This window comes from Streptomyces sp. NPDC018947 (assembly GCF_044390505.1).
Classification (GTDB): Bacteria; Actinomycetota; Actinomycetes; order Streptomycetales; family Streptomycetaceae; genus Streptomyces.
Genome location: NZ_JBIRZD010000004.1, coordinates 324,333 through 344,838, shown reverse-complemented (window position 1 = coordinate 344,838; position 20,506 = coordinate 324,333). Strand labels below are relative to the sequence as shown.

Genomic DNA, 20,506 nt, shown 5'->3' with positions numbered 1-20,506 from the left:
TCGGAGGGTGACCGCGTACCAACCCCCGGGCGGCCCCGGCGCCGGCACCGACCCCGCGCCGGCGGCGGCTCCTGCCGCGTACGACGCCGTCGTGCTCGCCGGCGGGGCCGCCCGCAGGCTCGGCGGCGCGGACAAGCCCGGCCTGCGCGTGGGCGGACGGGCCCTGCTCGACCGGGTGCTCGCCGCCTGCGCCGGAGCCCGCACCACCGTCGTCGTCGCCGACCCCCGGCCCACCGTCCGGCCCGTGATCTGGGCCCGCGAGGAACCGCCCGGCGGGGGACCGCTCGCCGCGCTCGCCGCCGGGCTCGACCGCACCACGGCGGAGCACGTCGTGGTCGTCTCGGCCGACCTGCCCTTCCTCACCGCCGCGACCCTCGGGCGCCTGCCGGAGCTGCTCGCCGCGTCGGACGCCGACGGGGTCCTGCTCACCGACGCCGACGGCCGCGACCAGCCCCTCGTCGCCGCGTACCGCGCCTCGGCACTGCGCCGTGAACTCGCCGCGCTGACCGGCGGCGGGCCGGACCTCGCCGGGCTGCCGCTGCGCCGTCTCACCGCCGGTCTGCGCCTGACCCGGGTCCCCGACGCCGTCGCGTCCTTCGACTGCGACACCTGGGACGACATCGCCACCGCCAGGACACGTATCAGGGAGCATGGCCACGTGTTGGATGAATGGATTTCCGCAGCCAAGGCCGAACTGGGCATCGACCTGGACGTCGACACCGGCGTCCTGCTCGACCTCGCCCGCGACGCCGCCCACGGCGTGGCCAGGCCCGCCGCCCCGCTGACCACCTTCCTCGTCGGCTACGCGGCCGGGCGGGCCGGCGGGGGTCCCGAGGCCGTCGCCGAAGCCACCCGCAAGGCCGCCGCACTGGCCCGGCGCTGGGCGGAGGAGGCCGCCGACGCGGAGAACGCCCCCGCGGCAGGCACCCCGGACGCGGCCCCCGGCACCCGCCCGGACACCCGATGACCTCCCCCGGCGCACGTGTCGGCGAGGACGTGGACGACCTCGGTGTGGAGGAGGCGCTCGCCCTGGTGAACGACCACCCCGGGCCGCGGCCCCGCGACCCCGCGCACGCGCACGACGGTCACGGCCCGCACACCGCTCACGGGGCCGCCCCGCACCGGCCGGCGGACTCCCACCGCGCGACCCCCTGGCCCGAGGCCCGCTCGGTCGCCGAGCGCGCCGGACGCACCGCCGCCCGCGCGAGACGCCGGGCCCCGGTCTCCGTACCCCTCGACGCCGCGCTGGGCCTCACCCTGGCCGCGCCCCTCACCGCCCTGACCGACCTGCCCTCCTTCGACACCTCCGCCATGGACGGCTGGGCCGTCGCCGGACCGGGCCCCTGGACCGTGCGCGACGAGGGCGTCCTCGCCGGACACGCCGAGCCCGCCGCCCTCACCGACGGCGAGGCCGTCCGCATCGCCACCGGTGCCCGGGTGCCCCCGGGCGCCACCGTCGTGGTGCGCTCGGAGCACGGCCGCACCGACGCCCAGGGCCGGCTCCAGGTGACGCGGGAGGTCGCCCACGGCCAGGACATCCGGCCGCGCGGCCAGGAGTGCCGCGGCGGCGACCAGCTCCTGCCCGTCGGCACCCTCGTGACCCCGGCGGTCCTGGGTCTCGCGGCGGCCGCGGGGTACGACGCCCTGACCACCGTCGCCCGTCCCCGCGCCGACGTCCTGGTCCTGGGCGACGAACTGCTCACCGAGGGTCTGCCGCACGACGGCCTCATCCGCGACGCCCTCGGCCCCATGCTGCGGCCCTGGCTGCGCGCCCTGGGCGCCGAGGTGGGGACGATCCGCCGGATCGGCGACGACGCCGAGGCCCTGCACCGGGCCGTCACGGCGTCCGAGGCCGACCTGATCGTGACGACCGGCGGCACCGCCGCGGGCCCCGTGGACCACGTCCACCCGACCCTGCGCCGCATCGGCGCCGAACTCCTCGTCGACGGTGTGAAGGTACGCCCCGGCCACCCCATGCTGCTGGCCCGCATCACGGAGGGCCGTCACCTGGTCGGCCTGCCCGGCAACCCCCTCGCCGCCGTCTCCGGACTGCTCACGCTCGCCGAACCGCTGCTGCGCGTCCTCGCGGCCCGTCCGGCACCGGAGCCGTACGTCCTGCCGCTGCGGGACGCGGTGCAGGGGCACCCGCACGACACCCGGCTCGTCCCCGTCGTCCTGCGCGGCGAGGGTGCCGTACCGCTGCGCTACAACGGGCCCGCCATGCTGCGCGGCATCGCGGCGGCCGACGCCCTGGCCGTCGTGCGCCCGGGCGGTGCGCGGCGCGGACAGGAGACCGAGCTGCTCGACCTGCCGTGGACCAGCGGCGGAATCGGAGTGTGTTTCACGTGAAACTTCCGGGCCAGGACGCGATCGCCCGCCAGGCCGACGAGCACCTCATGCCCCACCGGGTGAAGCTGCCGAGGAAGGTGGTGGAACACCCGATCCGCCAGGTCGGCAAACGGCTGTCCCTGGCCCTGGTGGTCCTCGTCGTGACCGCGGTGATCGTCTACGCGGACCGCGAGGGCTACAACGACAACGCGAACAAGTCCGTCGACCTCCTCGACGCCTTCTACTACGCCACCGTCACCCTCTCGACCACCGGGTACGGCGACATCACGCCGGTCAGCGACTCCGCCCGGCTGACCAACATCTTCGTCATCACGCCGCTACGCGTGCTGTTCCTGATCATCCTGGTCGGCACCACGCTGGAAGCCCTCACCGAGCGCACTCGGGAGGAGTGGCGCCTGACCCGCTGGAGGTCCACCTTGCGCGATCACACCGTCGTCGTCGGCTTCGGAACGAAGGGACGGTCGGCGATCTCGACCGTGTGCGCGACGGGCCTGCGCAAGGAGCAGGTCGTCGTGGTCGACCCCAGCGGAAAGGCCATCGACGCGGCGACGGCCCACGGGTTCGCGGGGGTGGTCGGCGACGCCACGCGCAGCGACGTGCTGAACCGAGCGGAGGTCTACCGGGCGAAGCAGATCATCATCGCCACCCAGCGCGACGACACCGCGGTCCTGGTGACACTGACGGCCCGCCAGCTCAACCGGACCGCGAAGATCGTGGTCGCGGTGCGGGAGGAGGAGAACGCCCCGCTGCTGAAGCAGTCCGGCGCGGACGCCGTGATCACCAGTGCCAGCGCCGCCGGCCGGCTGCTCGGGCTCTCCGTGCTCAGCCCCGCCGCCGGCATGGTCATGGAGGACCTGATCAGCCAGGGCAGCGGGCTGGACCTCGTCGAACGCCCCGTCATAAAGGCGGAGGTGGGCAAGAGCCCCCGCGAGACGGACGACCTGGTGGTGAGCGTCCTGCGCGGGCACCGGGTGCTCGGTTACGACGATCCGGCCGTCGGCACGCTCCAGTTGACGGACCGTCTGATCACCATCGTCCGGGCGACGCCGGGCACCCAGGTGGCCCCCGACGCCCGTCCGCTGCCGCGCGACTGACATGTGGCCCGGGCGGGAGCGCCGGGCCGCCGGGCGCCCCGGGCACCGGCTACTTGCGGTTGTAGAGCCGCATGGTGACCGGCCCGAAGACCAGCAGGAACAGTCCCGCCCAGCCCAGCGTCCAGACGATCTCGCCGCCCGGCCACCGGCCCGCCATCAGCTCGCGCACGGCGGACGCGAGATGGGTGATCGGGCTGTTGTTGACGAACGCCTGGAGCCAGCCCGGCATGGTCTTCGGGTCCACGAAGACGTTGGACAGGAAGGTGAGCGGGAAGATCACCATCATGCTGACGCTCATCACCGACTTCTCGGTGCGCAGCATGAGCCCGAACATGGTCCAGATCCACGAGAAGGCGAACGAGAACACCAGCAGCAGCGCGATCGCGGCGACCACGCCGAGGAAGCCGCCGTCCGGCCGGTAGCCGAGGAGCAGGCCCACGGCCAGCATGACGGCCGAGGCGATCGTGTAGCGCAGGGCGTCGCCGAGCAGATAGCCGACCATCGCCGAGGGACGCCAGATCGGCAGCGAGCGGAAGCGGTCGAAGACGCCCTTCTCGATGTCGATGTTCACCGAGACCCCCGTGTACATCGTGATCATCACGACGGACATGACCAGGATGCCCGGCAGCACGAACTGGATGTAGTCACCGGGGGACCCGGCCAGCGCACCGCCGAAGAGGTACGTGAACATCAGCAGGTTCATGATCGGGAAGGCCGTGACGTCGAAGAGCTGCTCCGGCACGTGCTTGATCTTGAGGACCGCGCGCCAACCGAAGGTCAGGGACGTCGACAGGGAGCTGGGCCGCGGCGGGCGCTCCCGGCCGACCAGCAGGGCCGCCAGCGACTCGGTACTGACCGGCGCGAGGTCCTTGCTCCCGGTGCTCGTGGCCGTGCTCATGCCGCCACCTCGTCCTTCGTGTCGTGGCCGGGGCCGTTGCCCGTGCCGTGGCCGGTGTCGTGCCCGGTCAGGGCCAGGAAGACCTCGTCGAGACTGGGCTGTCCGAGGGAGAAGTCGTCGACGGTGACGCCGTTGCGGGCCAGCTCGCCCAGTGCCCGGGCGGCCTGCTCGGCGGCCGTGTCGTCGGCTGTCGCACCGAGACGGGCGGTCAGGGCCACGGGGTCGGGTTCGAGCTGCACCTCGGCGTCGAGCAGCTCCCGCAGCATCCGCTCGGCCCGGGGCCGCAGGCCCGCGTCGCGCAGCCGCAGATGGACGGAGCCGGCGCCGACGGACGCCTTCAGCTCGCCCTTGGTGCCCTCGGCGATCACCTTGCCCTTGTCGATGACGGCGATCCGGGACGCCAGTTGGTCGGCCTCGTCCAGGTACTGGGTGGTCAGCAGCACGGTGGTGCCCTGGGCGACGACCGCGCGGACGATGTCCCACACCTGGTTGCGGCTGCGCGGGTCGAGGCCGGTCGTCGGCTCGTCGAGGAAGAGCAGGTCGGGGGTGTTGAGGATGGACGCGGCGATGTCGATGCGGCGCCGCATGCCGCCGGAGTAGTGCTTGACCTGCTTCGCCGCCGCCTCCGTCAGCCCGAAGGCCGCCAGGAGCTGGTCCCCCCGCTCCCGCGCGGCCTTCTTGCCGTGCCCGAGGAGCCGGCCCAGCAGCACCAGGTTCTCGGTGCCGGTGAGGTCCTCGTCCACGGACGCGTACTGCCCGGTGAGGCTCACCCGGCCGCGTACCTCGTCCGCCTCCCGCACCACGTCGTGGCCGAAGACATGGGCCTGGCCGCCGTCGGGCCGCAGCAGGGTGGCGAGCATCTTCACCGTGGTGGTCTTGCCGGCGCCGTTGGGGCCGAGAACGCCGTACACCGTGCCGGCGGGCACCGCGAGATCCACACCGTCCACGGCCCGGGTCTCGCCGAACGTCTTCACCAGGCCCGCGGTCTCGATCGCGAGCCCGGACGTGTGCGTGCTCATACGTGGGGGTCCTTCCGCGCATTTCGGCTACCCATGGGAAGACCTTCACCGCCGCGAGAACTCATCGGTCCGGACCGGGACTCTCCGAGGACGGCGCGGGGGCGTTTCCTCCCGCGAACGGCCCTGGTCTTCCCGCGAACGGGCCTGGTTCTTCCCGTGAACGGCCCCGGCGCCGGACGTGCGTGCCGGGGCACGCGGGCGGGGCGCCCGGCGGGGCCGCGGAGTACCGTCGGCCCCATGCATGCGATCACGATTTCCGAACCCGGCGGCCCCGAGGCACTGGTGTCGTCCGAGGTCCCCGACCCGGTGCCCGGCGAGGGCGAGGTCCTGGTCGAGGTGGCGGCCAGCGCCGTCAACCGGGCCGACATCATGCAGCGCCAGGGCTTCTACGACCCGCCGCCCGGTGCGTCCCCCTACCCCGGCCTGGAGTGCTCCGGGCGCGTCGCGGCGCTCGGACCGGGGGTGTCGGGCTGGTCCGTCGGCGACGAGGTGTGCGCGCTGCTCTCCGGCGGCGGCTACGCCGAGAGGGTCGTCGTCCCGGCCGGCCAGCTCCTGCCGGTCCCCGAGGGCGTCGGTCTGCGGGAGGCGGCGGCCCTGCCCGAGGTGGTCAGCACCGTCTGGTCGAACGTCTTCATGGTCTCCCACCTCCGCCCCGGCGAGACGCTGCTCGTGCACGGCGGCTCCAGCGGCATCGGCACCATGGCGATCCAGCTCGGCAAGGCGGTCGGCGCCAGGGTCGCCGTGACGGCCGGGACGAAGGAGAAGCTGGAGCGCTGCGCCGAGCTGGGCGCCGACATCCTGATCAACTACCGGGAGCAGGACTTCGTCGCCGAGGTGAAGGAGGCCACCGGCGGCGCGGGCGCCGACGTCGTCCTGGACAACATGGGCGGCGCGTACCTGGACCGCAACGTGCAGGTCCTGGCCGTCAACGGGCGGCTCGCGATCATCGGGCTCCAGGGCGGACGCAAGGGCGAGCTGAACATCGGCGCGCTCCTCGCCAAGCGCGCCGCCGTCAGCGCGACCTCGCTGCGCGCCCGGCCGCTGGAGGAGAAGGCGGCCATCGTGGCGGCCGTGCGCGAGCACGTCTGGCCGCTGATCGCCGGGGGCCGTGTCCGGCCGGTCGTCGACCGCGAACTCCCGATGAGCGAGGCGGCCGACGCGCACCGGATCGTGGAGGAGAGCGGCCACATCGGCAAGGTGCTGCTGGTCGCGTAGGAGCGTACGGGCCCCCGAGGCGGGGCGGGGTCCGGCGGGTGTGGGCACCCGCCCTCGCCGCCTCAGCCCTCGCCCCGTCGCAGGCGCAGGCCGACGAGGCCCAGCGCCAGCCCGAGCCCGATGAGGACCAGCCCGCTGCCCAGCGGCAGGACCTCCAGGACCGGCTCGACGGCGCTCCCGGCCTCGGTGCCGGCCTGCCGCCGCGTCGGTGTGGGGGCCGCGGAGGACGGCACGGCGGCCTCGCCGGGCGTCACGTCGGTGTCCGGGCGGCCGGGGAGGTCCCTGCCCCGCCCGCCGTCCCCGGCCCCTTCATCGGCGTTCCGCTCCGCGCCGTCCTCCTCCGCGTCCCGCGCCTCCTGCCGCCCGGGCCGCTGCCGCCCCTCGCCGGGCCTGCTGCCGGCCCGGGACGGTTCCCCGGCGGACGCGGGGCGGGACGGGGACGCGGAGGAGGAGGACGAGGGCGTCGGGGAGCCCCGGCCCGAGCCGTCCCCCGCACCGGAGCTGGGCCGTGCGTCGCCCGCGCCGGACGCGTCGGCGTCGTCGGAGGTGCCGGGCGAGGGAGCGTCGCCGGGCTCGCCCCTGCCGTGCGGACCGTCGGGCCCGTCGGAGCGGCCCGGGCCGTCGGGGTGACGGGGGCCGTCGGGACTGCTGCCGGAGCCGTCGGGACGTCCGGGGCGCCCCGGACCGTCCGGGCGGGCCGCGAGCCCGGGATCGTCGGCGGCACCGGGAGCGGACCCCACCGCCTGCCCGGCCCCCGCGACGGGACCGCCGCCCGCCACACGCCTCGGAGTACCGCCCGCCACACGCCCCGGTACGCCGCCCGGACCCGACGGGGAGACGACGGCCACCCCCGCCACACCGGCCCCGTGGGCGACTCCGACCGCCCAGGGCGACACCAGTACGCCCGCCCCCAGCACCCCCGCCAGTCCCGTCACGCGCACGGTGCGCAGCCATGGAGTCACGTCGGTGACCCCCTCCCGGTGAGCGGTCGCCAGAGCGACCGTTGCCGAAAAATGGACGGAACAAGCCTCACATCCCTCGCTCACCCCGGCATTCCGGACTCCGCCGTACGCGGTGGACCACGCTTCACCGGGGGGCGCCACACGGACGGGCCGTACGGGTGCGAGAGAATGGCGGCATGGAGATGCCGAGGAACGACAGGTCGCCGGACAATCCCCAGATCCTGGTCGTCGGCCAGGACGGAATGGCGTTGAGCGGGGGCGGTGACGGGGACGGGGAGTCCCGTGAGACCCCCGTGACGGAGCAGGTGGAGCAGCCCGCCAAGGTCATGCGGATCGGCAGCATGATCAAGCAGTTGCTGGAGGAGGTGCGCGTCGCTCCCCTGGACGAGGCGAGCCGGGCCCGGCTCAAGGAGATCCACGCCAGTTCCGTGAAGGAGCTGGAGGACGGCCTCGCCCCGGAGCTGGTCGAGGAGCTGGAGCGCCTCTCGCTGCCCTTCACGGACGACGCGACGCCCACCGACGCCGAACTGCGCATTGCCCAGGCCCAGCTCGTCGGCTGGCTGGAGGGTCTGTTCCACGGGATCCAGACCACGCTGTTCGCCCAGCAGATGGCGGCGCGCGCCCAGCTCGAGCAGATGCGCCGGGCGCTTCCGCCGGGCCTCGGCCACGAGGGCGAGGAACCCCACCCGGGCGGCCGCTCGGGCGGCCCCTACCTGTAGGCACCGCAGGCACCCCGCAACCCGGACCGTGCAAGGGCCCGGCAGCACCGGCTGCCGGGCCCTTCCGTCGTAGGGGCGGGGGTCAGGACGACGGGGGGTTGCCCGTCGAGACCTTGAGCTGGATCTCCGGCATGTTCTCGGGGTCGACGTCCGTACCGGCCGTGGGGAACTGCTCGCGGATCGAGCCCTCGCCGTAGGTGTTCTCGTCGACCTTCACGACCTTCATCGTCCAGCCGGCCGCCTGGAAGCACTCCTTGACCGAGCCGATGTACTTGAACGTGAAGTCGGGCACGCGGATCTTGTCGGGGTCGTTGTACGACTCCTCCGGCTCCGTGCACTCGTCCTGCTCGATCGTCTTCGTCAGGTCGGGCCCGCGGTAGCCCTCCGGCTTGGCCGACGCTGAGGCGCTGGTACCGCCGCCACCGCCCTGGGGCTCCTCCTCGCCGCCGCGCGTCATCAGCGCCGCGATCAGGCCGCCCACCGCGAGGACCGCGACCACGCCCACGCCGATGAGCACGAGCCGGCTGCTCCTGCCGCCGCCCGAGCCGCCGGACCCCTGGGACTGGGGCGAGATGGTGTACGGCGGAGGCGTCGCCGCCCCCTGCTGCGGCGCGTAGGCCGCGGGCGTCGGGTAACCCCCCTGCTGCGGATAGCCGTACGCCGGGGAGGGCGCCGCCGGTGCCGGGGTGCCGTACGGATTCGGCGCGGGCGTGTACGGGGTCTGGACCGGGCCGGGGGCCGCCTGGCCGGTCTGGTCGAGCGGCGGGAACACCGCGGAGCCGACGCCCGAACCGCTCGGCGTGTGCGCGCCGGGCACGATGCTCGGCGGGGCCGCCTGGAAGGAGGCCATCACCCGCAGGCACTCGTCGCGCATGGCCTCGGCGCTGGGGAAGCGCTCGTTGGGGTTCTTCTTCAGGGCCCGGGCGACCAGCGCGTCCACGGCGGGGGGCAGCGCGCGGTTGACGGAGGAGGGAGCCACCGGCTCCTCCTGCACGTGCGCGTAGGCGATGGCCAGCGGGGAGTCCGCGTCGAACGGCAGCCGCCCGGTGACCAGTTGGAACAGCATGATGCCGACCGAGTACAGGTCGGAGCGGGCGTCCACGCCGCGGCCGAGGGCCTGTTCCGGCGAGAGGTACTGCGGGGTGCCGACGACCATGCCGGTCTGCGTCATCGACGTCACACCGGACTGCATGGCGCGGGCGATGCCGAAGTCCATCACCTTGACCACGCCGCGCTTGGTCATCATCACGTTGCCCGGCTTGATGTCCCGGTGGACCAGGCCCATCTCGTGGCTGATCTCCAGCGCCGCCAGCACATCCGCGGTGATCTTCAGGGCCTTGTCGGCCGGCATGGCGCCGAACTGCCGGATGTCCTCGTCCAGCACCGAGCCGAGCGGCCGGCCCTCGACGTACTCCATGACGATGTACGGCATCGTCGCGCCGCCGAGATCGTCCTCGCCGGTGTCGAAGACGGAGACGATGTTGGTGTGCGTGAGCTTGGCCACGGCCTGGGCCTCGCGGCGGAAACGCTCGCGGAAGGCCTGTTCCCGGCCCAGTTCGGTGTGCAGCGTCTTGATCGCGACCTGACGGTCCAGCACCGAGTCGTACGCCAGGTGCACCGAGGCCATGCCGCCCTCGCCGAGCAAGTCGCGCAGCTGGTAGCGGCCGCCGGCGAGTGCCTGCCCCGCGTACCGGCCCTGTCCGGCGTCCTGGCTCATGTGTCTGCTTCCCCCGTAGGCGCCGGCGGCAGCGGCGCGAGCGCTTGGTGATCGAAAGTGCTATTCCCGGCCAAGTCTGCCCCAGGGCACCGACACGTCAAGCGCGGTGCCCGTTCCGTGACCGTACGCGAAGGAAGCGGTGCGGAAGCGTTACAGGGGGTGTACGGCCGGCACACGGAATTTGCACGACAGCGCGGACGCAGGGTTTCATGACCGGTCCGTCTCTTGTCCGGTCCCGGCTCCCGTCCCGGACCAAAGGCCCCCAGGGAGGCTGTAGCGTGGCCGACGGAGACCGTAACTACACCGCGCGCACCGCGGGCAGAAACGACGGCGAGGACTGATGGCACAGCAGCAGCGCGCCCAGGGCCCGTCCGAACCCGAGGCGACTGGCGGCGGTATGTCTGACGCGCCGGAGACCTGGGGCAACGGCGGCTTGGTCGGCGACGGCCGGTACCGGCTGACCCGCAGGCTCGGGCGGGGCGGCATGGCCGAGGTGTTCGCGGCGGAGGACGTCCGCCTCGGCCGCACCGTGGCGGTCAAGCTGCTGCGCGCCGACCTCGCCGAGGACCCGGTCTCCAAGGCCCGCTTCACGCGCGAGGCACAGTCGGTGGCCGGGCTCAACCACCATGCCATCGTGGCCGTGTACGACTCCGGCGAGGACGTCGTCGGCGGTCAGTCGGTGCCGTACATCGTGATGGAGATCGTCGAGGGCCGCACCATCCGCGACCTCCTCCTCAACGCCGAGGCGCCCGGCCCCGAGCAGGCCCTGATCATCGTCTCGGGCGTCCTGGAGGCGCTCGCCTACTCGCACCAGCACGGCATCGTGCACCGCGACATCAAGCCGGCCAACGTGATCATCACGCACAACGGTGCCGTGAAGGTCATGGACTTCGGCATCGCCCGCGCCCTGCACGGCGCGTCCACGACGATGACGCAGACCGGCATGGTCATGGGCACCCCGCAGTACCTCTCCCCGGAGCAGGCGCTCGGCAAGGCCGTCGACCACCGCTCCGACCTGTACGCGACGGGCTGCCTGCTCTACGAACTCCTCGCGCTGCGCCCGCCGTTCACCGGCGAGACCCCGCTGTCGGTGGTCTACCAGCACGTCCAGGACATCCCGACGCCTCCGTCCGAGGTCTCCGACGCCTGCCCGCCGGAGCTGGACGGGCTCGTGATGCGCTCCCTGGCCAAGGAGCCCGACGACCGCTTCCAGACCGCCGAGGAGATGCGCGGGCTGGTCCAGTACGGGCTCCAGATGCTCTACGAGCAGGGCGGCCACACCGGCACCTGGAACACCGGCCCCGTTGACATGCACGACGGCCGGCACACCCCGGCGGCCGGGATGGCGGGCACCGCGATGCTGCCGCACCCCGACCACGGCTCGGGCACCACGCAGATCCCCCAGCAGATCCTGCCGGGCGGCTACGGCGGTGGGGACGACGGCGGCTTCGAGGGCCACGGCAACAAGGGCAGCGGCCGGGGCAAGCTGTGGGTCCTGGCCGTCCTCGCGGTGATCGCCGTCGTCGCGGGCGTCGCGCTGGCCCTGAACAACAGCGGCGGCGGCGAGGGCGGCGGCCCGGGGACCTCCCCGAAGCCCACCACCTCGCAGAGCACCGGCAGCGAGTCGCCCAGTTCCTCGCCCAGCGACGAGGAGACGCACGAGACCACCGACCCGGGCTCGGAGCAGGGCACCGGCGGGAGCGGCACCGGAGGGGACTGGGAGCGGCCGTACACGCCGTCGTACACGCCGTCCCAGACCGCGACGGACGAGCCGACCGGCGAGCCGACCGACGGCCAGACGGAGCCGTCCACGCCCACCGACGGCGGCGAGCCGACCGGCGGACAGACGGAGCCGTCGACGCCCACGGACGGCGGTGAGCCGACGGACGGCGGTGAGCCGACCGGCGGCACGACCGGCCTGCCGGGCGGCACGGACAACCTCGGAGGCTGACCCCGAAAGTCCCCACGCGCGCGTGCGACCCCGAGCCGGGTCCACGCGCGCGTCGCGTTCCGCGGCGTCGTGCCGGACGTTCACCGGGGGCCGGCGGTGCCCTCCGACACGTGCACCGAGCCGAACCGGGGCTCCAGGCGCAGATAGACGGGCTCGAACGGCTCGCCGTCCACGTGGCCCGGCGCCGGGCCGAACCGCTCGATCTCGGCGGGCGTCGGTGCGTGGGGTTCGCAGCGGCCCACCACCTGCACGGCCCACGTGCCCTCCCCCGGCCGGGCGGAGCCCAGGTTGTCGGAGCCGTACGCGACGACGCTCCCGGCGCACACCCGGTGGAAGCCGCAGCTCGCGGGCATCCGCAGCAGGACCCGGCCGTCGGTCACGATGTGCCGGGCGAAGGCGAGGAAGGGCAGGGCGCGCATGCTGGTGGCCGCCCGGCCGTAGGCGGTGCGGCCGAGCAGGCCGACGGCGAGCTGTGCGTCGGAGGGCATGCACTCACTGTGCGCACGGGAACGCGGGGGGAAACAGAGTCCCCCGCCCCGTCGGGAGGGGACGTAAGTCCCGAGAAAGTGCTCTTTCCGGGTGGTTCCGCCGTTACCGGTGGGTCCGGTGCCGGTCTACCGGTTCTCCGCCTGCATCCGGGCCACGAACGCGGCCGCCTGGGAACGTCGCTGCATACCCAGTTTGGCCAGCAGACTTGACACATAATTCTTGATCGTCTTTTCGGCCAGGTGCAGCCGCTCGCCGATCGCCCGGTTGGTGAGCCCCTCGCCGATCAGCTCCAGGATCCGGCGCTCCTGGTCGGTCAGGCCGGCGAGCCTCTCGTCGCCGCGGGCACCGCCGGCGCGCAGCCGCTCCAGCACGCGCGCGGTGGCCGCCGGGTCGAGCAGCGACCTGCCGCCGGCGACGTCCCGCACGGCGGCCAGCAGCTCGGCGCCCCGGATGTCCTTGAGGACATAACCCGAGGCCCCCGCCATGATCGCGTCGAAGAGGGCCTCGTCGTCGGCGAAGGAGGTGAGCATGAGGCACCGGACCGACTCGTCGCGGGAGCGGATCTCGCGGCACACCTCGACCCCGCTGCCGTCGGGGAGCCGGACGTCGAGCACCGCGACGTCCGGCCGGGTGGCGGGGACCCGGGCGAGCGCGTCGGCCGCCGTGCCGGCCTCGCCGACGACCTCCATGTCGGCCTCCTGGGCCAGCAGCTCGTGCACACCCCGGCGCACGACCTCGTGGTCGTCGAGGAGGAATACCCGGATTTTTCGGTCTTCGCGCACGCGCTCAGTCTCACACACCGGCTCTTCCCGTGCCCGGGGTGGCCGGGATAACGTGCCGTTGTTCCGGCCCCCTGCGAGGCTGTGACCAGGACACCTTCCGCACTTCGCCGATTTACTTGGAAATCCGAGTAAAAACGCAGGTCAGGAGGGGTTTCACAGAAATGTGGAGTTCTGGGTAACGTGCCTTTTGCAGGGATGCTCGCCGGGGCACCTGTCACGCCTGTTCCCGACCGGGCCGCACCCACCCTGTGCGACCGCCGGGCCGCAGGTGAGCCGCACTGGCGCCCGGCGAACCCGGGGGCCGGACCGACGGAGGAGCACACGTGACCGTGGAGAGCACTGCCGCGCGAAAGCCGCGACGCAGCGCCGGAAGCAAGGCAGCCGGCGCCACCGGCAGCAAGGCCGGCACCACCGGCGCCAAGCGCACCACCCGCACCGCTGCCGGAAAGGGCTCCGCGACGGAGCTCGTGCAGCTTCTGACGCCCGAGGGCAAGCGCGTCAGGAAGGCGGCCTACGCGGAGTACGCCGAGTACGTCGCCGACATCACCCCCGACGACCTGCGCGGTCTGTACCGCGACATGGTGCTCACCCGGCGTTTCGACGCCGAGGCCACCGCACTGCAGCGTCAGGGCGAACTGGGCCTGTGGGCCTCGCTGCTGGGCCAGGAGGCCGCCCAGATCGGCTCGGGACGCGCCACCCGCGAGGACGACTACGTCTTCCCCACCTACCGTGAGCACGGGGTCGCCTGGTGCCGCGGGGTGGACCCGACCAACCTCCTCGGCATGTTCCGCGGGGTGAACAACGGCGGGTGGGACCCCAACAGCAACAACTTCCACCTGTACACCATCGTGATCGGCTCCCAGGCGCTGCACGCCACGGGCTACGCGATGGGCGTCGCCAAGGACGGCGCGGACTCCGGGGTGGTCGCCTACTTCGGCGACGGCGCCTCCAGCCAGGGCGACGTCAGCGAGGCGTTCAACTTCGCGGCGGTCTACAACGCCCCGGTGGTGTTCTTCTGCCAGAACAACCAGTGGGCGATCTCGGAGTCCAACGAGAAGCAGACCCGTGTGCCGCTGTACCAGCGCGCCCAGGGCTTCGGTTTCCCGGGCGTCCGCGTGGACGGCAACGACGTGCTGGCCTGCCTGGCCGTCACCCGCTGGGCGCTGGAGCGCGCGCGGCGCGGCGAGGGCCCGGCGCTGATCGAGGCGTTCACCTACCGCATGGGCGCGCACACCACCTCGGACGACCCCTCCCGCTACCGCCACGACGACGAGCGGGCCGCCTGGGAGGCCAAGGACCCGATCCTGCGCCTGCGCCGCCACCTGGAGTCCTCGAACCACGCGGACGAGGCGTTCTTCGGGGAACTGGAGGCGGAGAGCGAGGCGTTGGGCAAGCGGGTGCGCGAAGTGGTCCGTGCCATGCCCGACCCGGACCGGTTCGCCATCTTCGAGAACGTGTACGCGGACGGGCACGCACTCGTCGACGAGGAGCGCGCCCAGTTCGCCGCCTACCAGGCGTCGTTCACGACTGAGTCCGGCAGCGGCTTCGCCGCGGGTGAGGGGGTCTGACATGGCTGCGGAGAAGATGGCGCTGGCCAAGGCGATCAACGAGTCGCTGCGCCGCGCGCTCGACGCGGACCCCAAGGTCCTGATCATGGGTGAGGACGTCGGCAAGCTCGGCGGCGTCTTCCGGGTGACCGACGGGCTGCAGAAGGACTTCGGCGAGGACCGGGTGATCGACACCCCGCTGGCCGAGTCCGGCATCGTCGGCACCGCCATCGGCCTCGCGCTGCGCGGCTACCGCCCGGTGGTGGAGATCCAGTTCGACGGTTTCGTCTTCCCGGCGTACGACCAGATCGTCACGCAGCTCGCGAAGATGCACGCCCGGTCGCTCGGCAAGGTCAAGATGCCGGTCGTCGTCCGCATCCCCTACGGCGGCGGCATCGGCGCCGTGGAGCACCACTCCGAGTCCCCCGAGGCGCTGTTCGCGCACGTGGCGGGCCTCAAGGTGGTCTCCCCGTCGAACGCGGCGGACGCGTACTGGATGATGCAGCAGGCCATCCAGAGCGACGACCCGGTGATCTACTTCGAGCCCAAGCGGCGCTACTGGGACAAGGCCGAGGTCGACACCGAGGCGATCCCGGGCCCGCTGCACAGGGCTCGCGTCGTGCGCGAGGGCAGCGACCTCACGCTGGCGGCGTACGGGCCGATGGTGAAGCTGTGCCAGGAGGTCGCCGACGCGGCGGCCGAGGAGGGCCGCTCGCTGGAGGTGGTGGACCTGCGGTCCATCTCCCCGGTCGACTTCGACACGATCCAGGCGTCGGTGGAGAAGACCCGCCGTCTGGTGGTCGTCCACGAGGCGCCGGTGTTCCTGGGCTCGGGCGCGGAGATCGCGGCCCGGATCACCGAGCGGTGCTTCTACCACCTGGAGGCCCCGGTGCTCCGGGTCGGCGGCTACCACGCGCCGTACCCGCCGGCGCGGCTGGAGGAGGAGTACCTGCCCGACCTGGACCGGGTGCTGGATGCCGTCGACCGCTCGCTGGCGTACTGAGGAGAGGGCGTTGACGACGATGACTGAGAGCGCGGTGCGCGAGTTCAAGATGCCCGACGTGGGCGAGGGACTCACCGAGGCCGAGATCCTCAAGTGGTACGTCCAGCCCGGTGACACGGTCACCGACGGGCAGATCGTGTGCGAGGTCGAGACGGCCAAGGCCGCCGTCGAGCTGCCCATCCCGTACGACGGGGTGGTCCGCGAGCTGCACTTCCCCGAGGGCACCACGGTCGACGTGGGCACGTCGATCATCGCGGTCGCCGTCGGCGGGGGCGCGGCCGACGCTCCGGCGCGGGAAGCCGCGCCGGAACCGGCGCAGGCCCCGGCCCCCGCCCCGGCCCCCGCCCCGGCGGCGACGGCTCCGGCGGCTCCGGCGGAGGAGAAGAAGCCGGAGGGCCGCCAGCCGGTCCTGGTCGGCTACGGCGTCGCCACCTCCTCGACCCGCCGCCGTCCCCGCAAGGCCCAGGACGCCCCGGCGGACCCGGCCCGGCAGGCGGCGGCAGCCGTCCAGGCCGAGATGAACGGCCACGGCCCGGTCACCCGGGAGCGCCCGCTGGCCAAGCCCCCGGTCCGCAAGCTCGCCAAGGACCTCGGGGTCGACCTGACGACCGTGGTCCCGTCGGGCCCCGACGGCGTCATCACGCGCGAGGACGTCCACGCGGCGGTGGCACCCGCCCCCGCACCCGAGGCGGCCCCCGCCGCCGAGGCGCCCACGCCCGCACCCGCGGCCCCGGCGGCGCCGGTGTCGTACGACACGGCGCGCGAGACCCGTGTTCCGGTCAAGGGCGTGCGCAAGGCGACGGCCGCGGCGATGGTCGGCTCGGCGTTCACCGCGCCGCACGTCACGGAGTTCGTGACGGTCGACGTGACGCGCACGATGAAGCTGGTCGAGGAGCTGAAGCAGGACAAGGAGTTCGCGGGCCTGCGGGTGAACCCGCTCCTGCTGATCGCCAAGGCCCTGCTCGTGGCGATCAAGCGCAACCCGGACATCAACGCGTCCTGGGACGAGGCCGCTCAGGAGATCGTGGTCAAGCACTACGTGAACCTGGGCATCGCCGCCGCCACCCCGCGCGGGCTGATCGTGCCGAACATCAAGGACGCCCACGCCAAGACTCTGCCGCAACTGGCCGAGTCCCTGGGCGAGCTGGTCTCCACGGCCCGTGAGGGCAAGACCTCCCCGGCGGCCATGCAGGGCGGCACGGTGACCATCACCAACGTCGGCGTCTTCGGCGTCGACACCGGTACGCCGATCCTCAACCCCGGCGAGTCCGCCATCCTCGCCGTCGGCGCGATCAAGGCCCAGCCCTGGGTCCACAAGGGCAAGGTGAAGCCGCGTCAGGTGACCACCCTGGCGCTGAGCTTCGACCACCGCCTGGTCGACGGCGAACTCGGCTCCAAGGTCCTCGCCGACGTCGCGGCGATCCTGGAACAGCCGAAGAGGCTGCTCACCTGGGCGTGACGCACGTAAAGCGCCGGCCGCGTGCCTCCTTCCGGGGCACGCGGCCGGCGCTTTCGGTCCGCGGGCGCTCAGCGCCCGGTCCGCCGGTCCGCGGCGGCGCGTCGAGCAGGGCGGCGCCGCGCTCCGCGTCGTGCGGTGGCCGGGCGGTACGGCGTGTCAGCCCGCTTGCGCGAAGGCGTAGTTCATGAGCCGCGTCGCGTCCGTGGCGCGCTGGGTGGAGGACGAGGACGCGAGGACCGTGCCGATCACCGTCTTCCCCTTCCGGGTCGCGGCGAAGACCAGGCAGTACTTGGCCTGCGGACCCGAGCCGGTCTTCACGCCGATCGCGCCGCTGTAACTGCTCAGCAGCGTGTTGGTGTTGGTCCACGGCGCCATCGTGCGGGTGCCGCCGCTCCTCGTCGTCGTCTTCGCCGTGTACTTCTTGGTCTTGACGATGGTGCGGAACGTGGAGTTCTTCATCGCGCTGCTCGCGAGCTTCGTCAGGTCGCGCGGTGTCGAGTAGTTCTTGCCGTTGCCGATGCCGTCGAACGAGTCGAAGTGCGTGTTCTTCAGGCCGAGGCTCTTGGCGGTGGAGTTCATCTTGCCGATGAACGACTTCACCCGCTCCGCCCGGGTCCTGCCGGTGCCGAACTTGTCGGCGAGGGCGTACGCGGCGTCGCAGCCGGACGGCAGCATCAGGCCGTACAGCAGCTGCCGCACGGTGACCTTGTCGCCGACGATCAGGCGCGCGGACGAGGCGTTCTTCGACACGATGTAGTCGCTGTACGCCATCTGGATCGTGACCTTGGCGTCCAGGTTCAGCTTGGGCTGGGAGAGCACGACCTTGGCGGTCATGACCTTGGTCGTGGACCCGGTGGAGAGCTTGGTGTCCGCGGCCTTGCCGTAGAGGCCCCTGCCCGTCGCGTCGTTCATCACGAAGCCGCCCTTGGCGGCGATCGAGGGTGCGGTCGCGGCCTGCGCCGGCGCGGTGGAGAGGGCTCCGGTCGCGAGCACGGCACCGGTGGTCACGGCGACGGCGGTGGCTCGGCGAAGACGGATGCCCAGAATGCCGTTTATCAAGTGAGGTACCCCGATTGTTGTGAAGTGTCCTGCGACGCGGCTCCGTTGTGGTCGGATTCGGCACGAGCCGCGTCTATGGGACACGCGAGGGGGGCGGACGGTTGTGCCGCCGGCGGGTACGTCCCCCTGACGAGTGGCCGCCTGTCCGGATGCTGGACGGGCGTCCACTTGCGTCTCTGTTGTATCTATCCTGTCGGCATGACCATGGCCGTGAAGCAACCCCCCGCCGCCGAGCGCGTGTACGCCCACGTCAAGCAGGCCGTTCTGGAGCGTCGTTACGAGGGCGGGATCCTCCTGACCGAGGGCGAGCTCGCCGAGGCCGTGGGCGTCTCGCGCACGCCGGTGCGCGAGGCGCTGCTGCGGCTGGAGGTGGAGGGCCTGCTGAAGCTCTACCCGAAGAAGGGCGCGCTGGTCCTGCCCGTCTCCGCCCAGGAGATCGCGGACGTGGTGGAGACCCGGCTGCTGGTCGAGGAGCACGCGGCGCGCAAGGCCGTACCCGCACCGCCCGCGCTCATCGAGCGGCTGGAGGAACTGCTGGCCCGCCAGCACGAGCAGGCCGCCGCGGGGGACTTCGCCGCCGCGGCCGTCACCGACCGCTGCTTCCACGCCGAGATCGTCCGCAGCGGCGGCAACGAGATCCTCTCCCGCCTCTACGACCAGCTCCGCGACCGGCAGTTGCGCATGGGCGTCGCCGTCATGCACTCCCATCCCGGCCGCATCGCCAAGACCCTCGCCGAGCACGAGGAGATCCTCGGCGCGCTGCGCTCGGGTGACGCGGAGGCGGCCGTGGACGTCGTGCACCGGCACGTCGGCTGGTTCTCGGAACTGGCGCGGGGTGAGGTCCGATGAGTTCCGCCGCCCCGGGCAAGAGCGTCCTGCCGGGTGATCCGCCCGGCGGCCGGCGCGCGACGGCCGTCTGGAGCGTCGGCGTCGCCGTCTACTTCGTCGCCGTCATCTTCCGCACGTCCCTGGGTGTGGCGGGGCTCGACGCGGCGGACCGTTTCCACGTCAACGCCTCGGCCCTGTCCACGTTCTCCATCCTCCAGCTCCTGGTCTACGCCGGGATGCAGATACCCGTCGGCCTGCTCGTGGACCGGCTCGGCACCAAGAAGGTGCTCGGCATCGGCGCGGTGCTGTTCACGGCGGGCCAGCTCGGCTTCGCCCTCTCGCCGACGTACGGCACCGCGCTCGCCTCCCGGGCGCTGCTCGGCTGCGGCGACGCCATGACGTTCATCAGCGTGCTGCGGCTCGGCACCCGCTGGTTCCCGGCCCGGCGCGGGCCGCTGGTCGGCCAGCTCGCCGGACTGGTCGGCATGGCGGGAAACCTGGTCTCCACGCTGGTCCTCGCCCGCCTGCTGCACGGCATCGGCTGGACGGCGGCCTTCGCGGGCAGCGCGCTCGCGGGTGTGGTCGTCCTCGTCCTTCTGGTGCTCTTCCTGAAGGACCACCCCGAGGGGCACGAGCCGGAGCCCGTGGGGCACCGGGGCGCGGCCTACGTGCGGCGCCAGATCGCCGCCTCCTGGCGGGAGCCGGGCACCCGGATGGGGCTGTGGGTGCACTTCACCACCCAGTTCCCGGCGATGGTGTTCCTGCTGCTGTGGGGGATGCCGTTCCTCGTGGAGGCGCAGGGGCTGTCGCGGGGCACCGCCGGCGGGCTGCTCACCCTCGTCGTGCTGTCCAACATGACGGTCGGCCTCGTCTACGGCCAGATCATCGCCCGGCACCACGGGGCGCGGCTGCCGCTGGCGCTCGGCACGGTCGGTGCGACGGCGGCCCTGTGGGCGGCCACGCTGGCCTACCCGGCCGCGCACGCGCCGATGTGGTTGCTGGTCGTGCTGTGCGCGGTGCTCGGCGCCTGCGGGCCGGCCTCGATGATCGGCTTCGACTTCGCGCGGCCCGCGAACCCGGCGGAGCGGCAGGGGACGGCGTCGGGCATCACCAACATGGGCGGCTTCGTGGCGTCGATGACCACCCTGCTCGCGGTCGGCGTGCTGCTGGACGCGACCGGGGACGACTACTCCGTGGCCTTCTCGTCCGTGTTCGTGCTGCAGGCGCTGGGCGTGACGCAGATCCTGCGGCTGCGCCGGCGGGTGGCGCGGCGCGAGCGGGAACGGCTGGTCGCCGGGCGGGTGGAAGCGGTGCACGTCCCCGCGTAGGCGCCGGGGGCCGGCCCGGCCGGGGGCCGGGACCGCGGCCCCCGATCCGGCCGTGCGGCCTCGCCCTCAGGCGCCGGACGGGCCGTC

General features: G+C 73.0%; 18 protein-coding genes. 11 read left to right on the top strand and 7 right to left on the bottom strand.

Features of this window, described 5'->3' with window-relative positions; genetic code table 11:
• Positions 1-7 precede the first annotated feature (7 nt).
• The 3 genes from ACH499_RS11830 to ACH499_RS11820 are packed head-to-tail and all read left to right on the top strand — an operon-like array spanning position 8 to position 3,443.
• Positions 8-967, top strand: a complete 960-nt coding sequence (locus ACH499_RS11830; RefSeq protein ID WP_399015127.1) for an NTP transferase domain-containing protein — start codon at positions 8-10, stop codon at positions 965-967.
• Complete coding sequence (locus ACH499_RS11825; RefSeq protein ID WP_399015125.1) at positions 964-2,349, top strand: molybdopterin molybdotransferase MoeA; 1,386 nt, start codon at positions 964-966, stop codon at positions 2,347-2,349. Before ACH499_RS11830 ends, ACH499_RS11825 begins: the two co-directional genes overlap by 4 nt.
• Positions 2,346-3,443, top strand: a complete 1,098-nt coding sequence (locus ACH499_RS11820) for a potassium channel family protein (protein WP_356206006.1) — start codon at positions 2,346-2,348, stop codon at positions 3,441-3,443. The genes ACH499_RS11825 and ACH499_RS11820 overlap by 4 nt, the downstream gene beginning before the upstream one ends.
• A 49-nt stretch (positions 3,444-3,492) precedes the next feature.
• On the opposite strand, the gene ACH499_RS11815 is transcribed toward ACH499_RS11820, so the two are convergent.
• Together ACH499_RS11815 and ACH499_RS11810 are read right to left on the bottom strand one after the other, a co-directional pair.
• Positions 3,493-4,341, bottom strand: coding sequence for an ABC transporter permease (locus tag ACH499_RS11815; protein ID WP_356206005.1), 849 nt, complete (start codon positions 4,339-4,341; stop codon positions 3,493-3,495).
• On the bottom strand, positions 4,338-5,360 hold the full coding sequence (locus ACH499_RS11810; RefSeq protein ID WP_356206004.1) for an ATP-binding cassette domain-containing protein: 1,023 nt from the start codon (positions 5,358-5,360) through the stop codon (positions 4,338-4,340). The genes ACH499_RS11815 and ACH499_RS11810 overlap by 4 nt, the downstream gene beginning before the upstream one ends.
• Positions 5,361-5,597: 237 nt before the next feature.
• Between ACH499_RS11810 and ACH499_RS11805 the strand changes: the two genes are divergently transcribed.
• The gene (locus ACH499_RS11805) at positions 5,598-6,575 is read left to right on the top strand and encodes an NAD(P)H-quinone oxidoreductase (RefSeq protein ID WP_399015122.1); all 978 of its coding nucleotides are present in this window, start codon (positions 5,598-5,600) and stop codon (positions 6,573-6,575) included.
• Between the two features lie 62 nt (positions 6,576-6,637).
• Here ACH499_RS11805 and ACH499_RS11800 read toward each other — a convergent pair whose 3' ends face one another.
• Complete coding sequence (locus tag ACH499_RS11800) at positions 6,638-7,537, bottom strand: hypothetical protein (protein ID WP_399015120.1); 900 nt, start codon at positions 7,535-7,537, stop codon at positions 6,638-6,640.
• Positions 7,538-7,713: 176 nt separating this feature from the next.
• Between ACH499_RS11800 and ACH499_RS11795 the strand changes: the two genes are divergently transcribed.
• A complete protein-coding gene (locus tag ACH499_RS11795) occupies positions 7,714-8,256 on the top strand; it encodes a bacterial proteasome activator family protein (protein WP_356206001.1) in 543 nt (180 codons plus the stop codon).
• Between the two features lie 82 nt (positions 8,257-8,338).
• On the opposite strand, the gene ACH499_RS11790 is transcribed toward ACH499_RS11795, so the two are convergent.
• Positions 8,339-9,973: a protein kinase gene (locus ACH499_RS11790; RefSeq protein WP_356206000.1), complete on the bottom strand. Its 1,635-nt coding sequence runs from the start codon at positions 9,971-9,973 to the stop codon at positions 8,339-8,341.
• 340 nt (positions 9,974-10,313) lie between these two features.
• On the opposite strand from ACH499_RS11790, the gene ACH499_RS11785 reads away from it, so the two are divergent.
• Positions 10,314-11,924 (top strand): protein kinase, encoded by a 1,611-nt coding sequence (locus tag ACH499_RS11785; protein WP_356205998.1) that lies wholly within the window; start codon positions 10,314-10,316, stop codon positions 11,922-11,924.
• 80 nt (positions 11,925-12,004) lie between these two features.
• Here the strand turns inward: ACH499_RS11785 and ACH499_RS11780 are convergent, their stop codons facing one another.
• Positions 12,005-12,412 carry a pyridoxamine 5'-phosphate oxidase family protein gene (locus tag ACH499_RS11780; RefSeq protein WP_356205996.1) on the bottom strand — a complete coding sequence of 136 codons (408 nt, stop codon included), beginning with the start codon at positions 12,410-12,412 and terminating at the stop codon, positions 12,005-12,007.
• Between the two features lie 126 nt (positions 12,413-12,538).
• On the bottom strand, positions 12,539-13,195 hold the full coding sequence (locus ACH499_RS11775; protein ID WP_356205995.1) for a response regulator transcription factor: 657 nt from the start codon (positions 13,193-13,195) through the stop codon (positions 12,539-12,541).
• Between the two features lie 323 nt (positions 13,196-13,518).
• Between ACH499_RS11775 and pdhA the strand changes: the two genes are divergently transcribed.
• Genes pdhA through ACH499_RS11760 form a run of 3 tightly spaced genes read left to right on the top strand, consistent with a single transcriptional unit; the run spans position 13,519 to position 17,204 of the window.
• Complete coding sequence (pdhA, locus tag ACH499_RS11770) at positions 13,519-14,763, top strand: pyruvate dehydrogenase (acetyl-transferring) E1 component subunit alpha (RefSeq protein ID WP_356205994.1); 1,245 nt, start codon at positions 13,519-13,521, stop codon at positions 14,761-14,763.
• A gap of 1 nt (position 14,764) precedes the next feature.
• Positions 14,765-15,745, top strand: a complete 981-nt coding sequence (locus ACH499_RS11765; protein WP_356205992.1) for an alpha-ketoacid dehydrogenase subunit beta — start codon at positions 14,765-14,767, stop codon at positions 15,743-15,745.
• 10 nt (positions 15,746-15,755) lie between these two features.
• Positions 15,756-17,204, top strand: a complete 1,449-nt coding sequence (locus ACH499_RS11760) for a dihydrolipoamide acetyltransferase family protein (RefSeq protein WP_399015117.1) — start codon at positions 15,756-15,758, stop codon at positions 17,202-17,204.
• A gap of 156 nt (positions 17,205-17,360) precedes the next feature.
• Here ACH499_RS11760 and ACH499_RS11755 read toward each other — a convergent pair whose 3' ends face one another.
• On the bottom strand, positions 17,361-18,263 hold the full coding sequence (locus ACH499_RS11755) for a D-alanyl-D-alanine carboxypeptidase family protein (RefSeq protein ID WP_399015115.1): 903 nt from the start codon (positions 18,261-18,263) through the stop codon (positions 17,361-17,363).
• 198 nt (positions 18,264-18,461) lie between these two features.
• On the opposite strand from ACH499_RS11755, the gene ACH499_RS11750 reads away from it, so the two are divergent.
• Positions 18,462-19,112 carry a GntR family transcriptional regulator gene (locus ACH499_RS11750; RefSeq protein WP_399015113.1) on the top strand — a complete coding sequence of 217 codons (651 nt, stop codon included), beginning with the start codon at positions 18,462-18,464 and terminating at the stop codon, positions 19,110-19,112.
• Positions 19,109-20,419, top strand: coding sequence for a nitrate/nitrite transporter (locus tag ACH499_RS11745; protein WP_399015111.1), 1,311 nt, complete (start codon positions 19,109-19,111; stop codon positions 20,417-20,419). The genes ACH499_RS11750 and ACH499_RS11745 overlap by 4 nt, the downstream gene beginning before the upstream one ends.
• Positions 20,420-20,506 lie beyond the last annotated feature (87 nt).

Bases quoted from the DNA above. Each gene is read 5' to 3' on its own strand.
- ACH499_RS11825 (WP_399015125.1), top strand. From the start codon at position 964: ATGACCTCCCCCGGCGCACGTGTCGGCGAGGACGTGGACGACCTCGGT.
- ACH499_RS11795 (WP_356206001.1), top strand. From the start codon at position 7,714: ATGGAGATGCCGAGGAACGACAGGTCGCCGGACAATCCCCAGATCCTG.
- ACH499_RS11785 (WP_356205998.1), top strand. From the start codon at position 10,314: ATGGCACAGCAGCAGCGCGCCCAGGGCCCGTCCGAACCCGAGGCGACT.
- ACH499_RS11790 (WP_356206000.1), bottom strand. From the start codon at position 9,973: ATGAGCCAGGACGCCGGACAGGGCCGGTACGCGGGGCAGGCACTCGCC.
- ACH499_RS11805 (WP_399015122.1), top strand. From the start codon at position 5,598: ATGCATGCGATCACGATTTCCGAACCCGGCGGCCCCGAGGCACTGGTG.
- ACH499_RS11745 (WP_399015111.1), top strand. From the start codon at position 19,109: ATGAGTTCCGCCGCCCCGGGCAAGAGCGTCCTGCCGGGTGATCCGCCC.
- ACH499_RS11780 (WP_356205996.1), bottom strand. From the start codon at position 12,412: ATGCCCTCCGACGCACAGCTCGCCGTCGGCCTGCTCGGCCGCACCGCC.
- ACH499_RS11815 (WP_356206005.1), bottom strand. From the start codon at position 4,341: ATGAGCACGGCCACGAGCACCGGGAGCAAGGACCTCGCGCCGGTCAGT.
- ACH499_RS11765 (WP_356205992.1), top strand. From the start codon at position 14,765: ATGGCTGCGGAGAAGATGGCGCTGGCCAAGGCGATCAACGAGTCGCTG.
- ACH499_RS11810 (WP_356206004.1), bottom strand. From the start codon at position 5,360: ATGAGCACGCACACGTCCGGGCTCGCGATCGAGACCGCGGGCCTGGTG.
- ACH499_RS11750 (WP_399015113.1), top strand. From the start codon at position 18,462: ATGACCATGGCCGTGAAGCAACCCCCCGCCGCCGAGCGCGTGTACGCC.